Raw genomic sequence first — 5,124 nt, forward strand, 5'->3', positions numbered from 1 at the left:
GACCGCCACCGGGGGCCGGACACCGGGATCAGCGCCGGGCGTGCTCGCGGAAGCCGCGCCCCGTCTTGCGGCCCAGGCACCCCGCCGCGACCAGGTGCTCCAGCAGCGGCGCCGGGGCCAGCCCCGGGTCGCGGAACTCCTGGTGCAGCACCTTCTCGATGGCGAGGGAGACGTCCAGCCCGACCACGTCCAGCAGTTCGAACGGGCCCATCGGATAGCCGCCGCCGAGCTTCATCGCGGCGTCGATCTCGTCCAGCGTCGCGTAGTGCTCCTCGACCATCTTGATCGCGTTGTTGAGGTACGGGAAGAGCAGCGCGTTCACGATGAACCCGGCCCGGTCGCCGCAGTCCACCGGGTGCTTGCGCACCTTCGCGCAGACCTCCCGCACGGTGGCGTGCACGTCGTCGGCGGTCAGCACCGTGCGGACCACCTCGACGAGCTTCATCGCGGGCGCCGGGTTGAAGAAGTGCATCCCGATCACGTCCTGGGGCCGCGACGTCGCCCGCGCGACGGACACCACCGGCAGCGAGGACGTGGTGGTGGCGAGCACCGCGCCCGGCTTGCAGACCTTGTCCAGCGTCGCGAAGAGCTGCTGCTTGACCAGCAGGTCTTCGGCGACCGCCTCCACGGCGAGATCGACCTCGGCGAACGCGTCCAGGGAGCCGGCCGGGGTGATCCGGGCCAGCGTCTCGTCCCGCGCCCCGGCGGTCAGCCGCCCCTTGGCCACCGAGCGCTCCAGGGACTTGGCGATCCGCCCCTTGGCGGTGTCCGCCTTCTCCTGGGTCCGGGCCGCGAGCACCACCGTGTAGCCGGCCTTCGCGAAGACCTCCGCGATACCGGACGCCATGGTGCCCGAGCCCGCCACCCCGACCGCGGTGACCGTGCGCCCCGGGACGCCGACCGCGCCCGCGCCCGGAGTGAGCGCGTCCGGGACCACGTCCTGGCTGCCCGGCGCCGCGTACGAGTAGAAGCCCCGGCCCGCCTTGCGTCCGGTCAGCCCGGCCTCGCTGAGCTGGCCGAGGACCGGTGCGGGCGCGTGCAGCCGGTCGTGCGAGGCGGCGTACATGGCCTCCAGCACCGTACGGGCGGTATCGACGCCGATCAGGTCGAGCAGAGCGAGCGGCCCCATCGGGAGGCCGCAGCCGAGCTTCATCGCGGCGTCGATGTCCTCGCGGGAGGCGTAGTTCGCCTCGTACATGGCGGCGGCCTGGTTGAGGTAGCCGAAGAGAAGGCCGTCCGCGACGAACCCCGGACGGTCCCCGACCGCGACCGGCTCCTTGCCCAGCTCACGCGCCAGCGCGGTGACGGCCTCCACCGCCGGCGGGGCGGTCAGCACCGAGGAGACCACCTCCACGAGCTTCATCGCCGGTGCCGGATTGAAGAAGTGGAGCCCGAGCACCCGCTCCGGGCGCAGCGACTCGGCGGCCAGCCGGGTCACGGACAGGGCGTTGGTGCCGGTCGCCAGGATCGTGCCCGGCCCCACCACCGCGTCCAGCTCCCGGATCACCTGCTGCTTGATCTCGTACGACTCCGGCACCACTTCGATGACGAGTTGGGCGTCGGCGGCCGCCGACAGGTCGGAGAAGGTACGGAAACGGGCGAGGACGTCGTCGCGTTCCCGCTCGGTGAGGCGTTCCCGGCTCACGGCGCGGGCGGTGGAGACCTCCAGCGAGGCGACCGCCCGGGCGGCCGCCTGCGGGTCGGTGTCGATGCCGATGACCTCGCGGCCCGCGCGGGCCAGGACCTCGGCGATGCCGGTGCCCATGGTGCCGAGACCGACGACGGCGATGGTGGAGAACGGGGTGTCCATCACGGGACTCCAGGGTGAGTGACGACTGTGAGGGAGCACGGCGCGCACGAGGGGCGGAGGAACGCGCGCGTGCGGAAGGCGTGTCGAGGTGTACGGGACCGGACTGCGGAACCGCGGAGATCGGGTCCCGGGGCCGGAGGGGGACGGACCCTGTCCCGGGTCGCGTCGTACGGGGCTTTCGCTGCTCACGAAGACCGCCGAACCGACATGCACTCCGGATGGCTGCGTCACCAGGCCACCGGAGCCTGCGGGGGGTAAGCCCCGCTCACATGAGACTAACCGGCGGGTAACGAGCGCGCCAGCCCGGAACCCTTGTGCCCTGGACCACACTTGACCGTGTGTGCGAACGTCCGCACCCTCCGCACGGAACGTGTCCGTGGATACGCTGAGCGTCATGGACGAGGAGCCGGGACCACTCACGGAAACACGTACCGAGTCGCTCACGGAGCCGCTCACCGAATCGCTCACGGGCCGGCTGCGGGACGAGGCCGGCGCGGCGGGGGAGGCGGAGTGCGCACGGCTCGCCTCCACCGCCGACCGGGAGGAACTCGCCCGGGCTCTCGTCGAACCCGGCCGCCCCCTCTGGTCCCGGGAACTCGCCGCCTTCCGGCTCGGCTGCGCCGGGGACCGCCGCGCCTTCGAGGCGCTCGTGCTGCTGCTCAACCACCGGGACCCCGAGCGTTGCGTCTGCGCCGCCCACGCCCTCGCCGAGCTGCGCGACCCCCGCACGCCCCGCGCGGCGGCAGCGCTCGCCACCAACCCCCTGCGCTCCGCTTACGCCCTCCACCCCGTGCGTCTGCTGACCGCGCTGCGCGCCCCCGAGTCCGCACCCGCGCTGATCGCCACCCTGGAGAGGCTGCTGGTGCCGCGCAGGCCGAAGGCTGACGCGGCACCAGCACCCGAGGAACCGCACTGGCGGGTGGCGCTGGCCTGCGTGGAGGGTCTCGGGCAGCTCGGCGACGACCGGGCCCGGCCCGTCCTGGAGTCGGCGCTGTCCCGCCCCAGGCTCTCCGGTGCCGCCGCCGAGGCCCTCAGCCGGCTGCCCGCGGAATGAGCGACCGGACGTACCGGACCTCGGGGACCATCGAGCCGCCGGCCTCGAAGTCCTCCTCCGCCCCGTCCGGCGCGAACCCCGCGCGCTCGTAGAAGCGGCGCGCCCCGGTGTTCTCCCGCAGCACCCAGAGCGCCAGCGTCGGGAACCCGTCCGCCGCGGCCCGGACCAGGACCTCGGCGAGGAGGAAGCCGCCCGTGCCGGCCCTCGTGCGGTCGGGCCGTACGTAGAGCGTGTACAGCTCACCGCCCTCGGTCCGGCGCCCGTCGTCCTCGCGGTAGGCGCCGTAGCAGGCCCAGCCGACGACCTCCGGGGCCGGTGAACCGGGTGGCCCGGTCACCGCCACCAGGTTCACCGCGCCGCTCGCGGCGAGCCGCTCGCGCCGGAGCTCCGTCTCCCTGCCGAGGTCCATCGCGTCCAGATACGGCTGCGGCATCAGCCCGCGGTACGCGGACTGCCAGCCGCCCACCCGTATCGCGGCGACCGCCTCGCAGTCCTCGTCGGTCATCTCGCGCAGGTACGGGCCCGGGACGGGTGCCGAGGGCGCCCCCGGGGTGTGGCGTGTCTTCATGACGGCCATCCTGGAGTACGCCCCGCCCGGGGGATCCGGCCGGGCCCGCGTGCGGATCAGCCCCGGAAGCCGAGCAGCCCGTGCAGGGTTCCGCCGCCGTTGCCCGAGGTGGTCCCGCTGTCGGTGGCGCGCAACGCCTTCTCGGCGGGCAGCGGCTTCGGGTCCGGTCGTGCCGCGCAGACCGCGTCCGGGTGCTCCCCGTCGGTCGCGGCCGGCAGCGCGCCGGTCGCGAGGTACCCCGACAGGTAGCCGTCCAGGCAGGTGTTGCCGCTCAGGGTGATGCCGTGGTTCCCGCCGCCCTGCTCCACGACCAGCCGGGAGCCCTTGAGCTTGCGGTGCATGCTCAGCCCGCCCTCGTACGGGGTGGCCGCGTCCTCGGTCGCCTGGAAGAGCAGCACCGGCGGCACCGCGTCGTTCGCGATCCGGACCGGCCCGAGCGGCTCCACCGGCCAGCTCGCGCACGGCGCGTTGTACCAGGTGTTGTTCCAGGCGATGAAGGGCGCCTTCGCGTCCACCGCCCGCGCGTCGGTGCGCCAGGCGGTCCAGTCCCGGGGCCAGGCGGCGTCGCGGCACTGGACCGCCGTGTAGACGGAGTAGCCGTTGCTGTCGTCACCTGCCTCGCCGAACCGTTCGTAGGCGGCGAGGAGCGCCTTCTCGTCGGAGGCGTTCACGTACGACGCGAACGCCTCCGCGAGGTGGGGCCAGTAGCCGTTGTAGTAGCCGCCGGGCAGGAAGGTGTCCTCCAGCTCCCCGGGCCCGACCTTGCCGCCGGCCGGCTTCTCGGCGACCGCCGCCCGCATCCGGTACCAGGCCGCCTCGACGGCCTCGGGGTCCGCACCGAGGCGGTAGGTCGCGTCGTTCCTCGCCACCCAGGCGGCGAAGGCCTTGTGGCGGGCGTCGAACGCGTAGTCCTGGGCGATGTTGTCCTCGTACCAGACGCCCTCGGGGTCCACGACGGAGTCGAGCACGAACCGACGCACCCGGTCCGGGTGGAGCTGGGCGTAGACCGCGCCGAGGTAGGTGCCGTAGGAGTAGCCGAAGTAGTTGATCCGCCGGGCGCCGAGGGCTTCGCGGATGACGTCCAGGTCCTGGGCCGTGCTCACGGTGTCCATGTACGGCAAGAGATCGCCGTGCTTGCTCCCGCAGGCCTCGGCGAACGAGGCGGCCCGGTCGCGGAGCGTCCGCTCGGCGGAGAGGGAGGCGGGTACCGATCCGGGGCGCACCGGCTCGAAGTACCCCGGCACGCAGTCGAGTGCCGGGGTGCTCTTCCCGACGCCGCGCGGGTCGAAGCCGATCACGTCGTACTGGGAGGCGACCCCGGCGGGCAGGGCGGTGGACACGAATCCGGCGAGATTCAGTCCGCTGCCGCCGGGACCGCCCGGGTTGACCAGCAGCGGCCCCTGGAAGGTCTTCGCGGTGTGCGGGACGCGGGTCAGCGCGAGCGTGACCCGGCGGTCGTCGGGGTGGGCGTGGTCGAGCGGGGCCCGGACGGTGGCGCACTGGAGCGTCGGCCGGGCGTCCGTGGCGCACGAGGTCCATTTCAGGGGCGCGGGCGCGGCGCCGGTGTCGGCGGTCGCCGGAGCGGGCACGCCGGTCACCAGACCGGCGACCACCGCACTCGCGGCGACCAGGATTCCTGTACGTGATGTCGTCATACGGGCTCCCGGGGGCTGGTGCCTCTCCCGGCAGGCT

At 73.6% G+C, this 5,124-nt stretch carries 4 protein-coding genes; 1 reads left to right on the forward strand and 3 read right to left on the reverse strand.

Features of this window, described 5'->3' with window-relative positions; all coding sequences use genetic code 11:
- Positions 1-28: 28 nt before the first annotated feature.
- A complete protein-coding gene (locus ACFWEP_RS31240; protein WP_387375146.1) occupies positions 29-1,810 on the reverse strand; it encodes a 3-hydroxyacyl-CoA dehydrogenase family protein in 1,782 nt (593 codons plus the stop codon).
- 370 nt (positions 1,811-2,180) lie between these two features.
- Between ACFWEP_RS31240 and ACFWEP_RS31245 the strand changes: the two genes are divergently transcribed.
- Positions 2,181-2,864: a HEAT repeat domain-containing protein gene (locus ACFWEP_RS31245; RefSeq protein ID WP_387375148.1), complete on the forward strand. Its 684-nt coding sequence runs from the start codon at positions 2,181-2,183 to the stop codon at positions 2,862-2,864.
- Here the strand turns inward: ACFWEP_RS31245 and ACFWEP_RS31250 are convergent.
- The gene (locus tag ACFWEP_RS31250) at positions 2,842-3,432 is read right to left on the reverse strand and encodes a GNAT family N-acetyltransferase (RefSeq protein WP_387375150.1); all 591 of its coding nucleotides are present in this window, start codon (positions 3,430-3,432) and stop codon (positions 2,842-2,844) included. The two genes, ACFWEP_RS31245 and ACFWEP_RS31250, sit on opposite strands and share 23 nt — an antisense overlap.
- Positions 3,433-3,488: 56 nt before the next feature.
- Positions 3,489-5,087, reverse strand: coding sequence for an alpha/beta hydrolase (locus tag ACFWEP_RS31255; protein WP_387375152.1), 1,599 nt, complete (start codon positions 5,085-5,087; stop codon positions 3,489-3,491).
- Positions 5,088-5,124: the final 37 nt, after the last annotated feature.

Source organism: Streptomyces sp. NPDC060198, assembly GCF_042728415.1.
GTDB lineage: Bacteria > Actinomycetota > Actinomycetes > Streptomycetales > Streptomycetaceae > Streptomyces.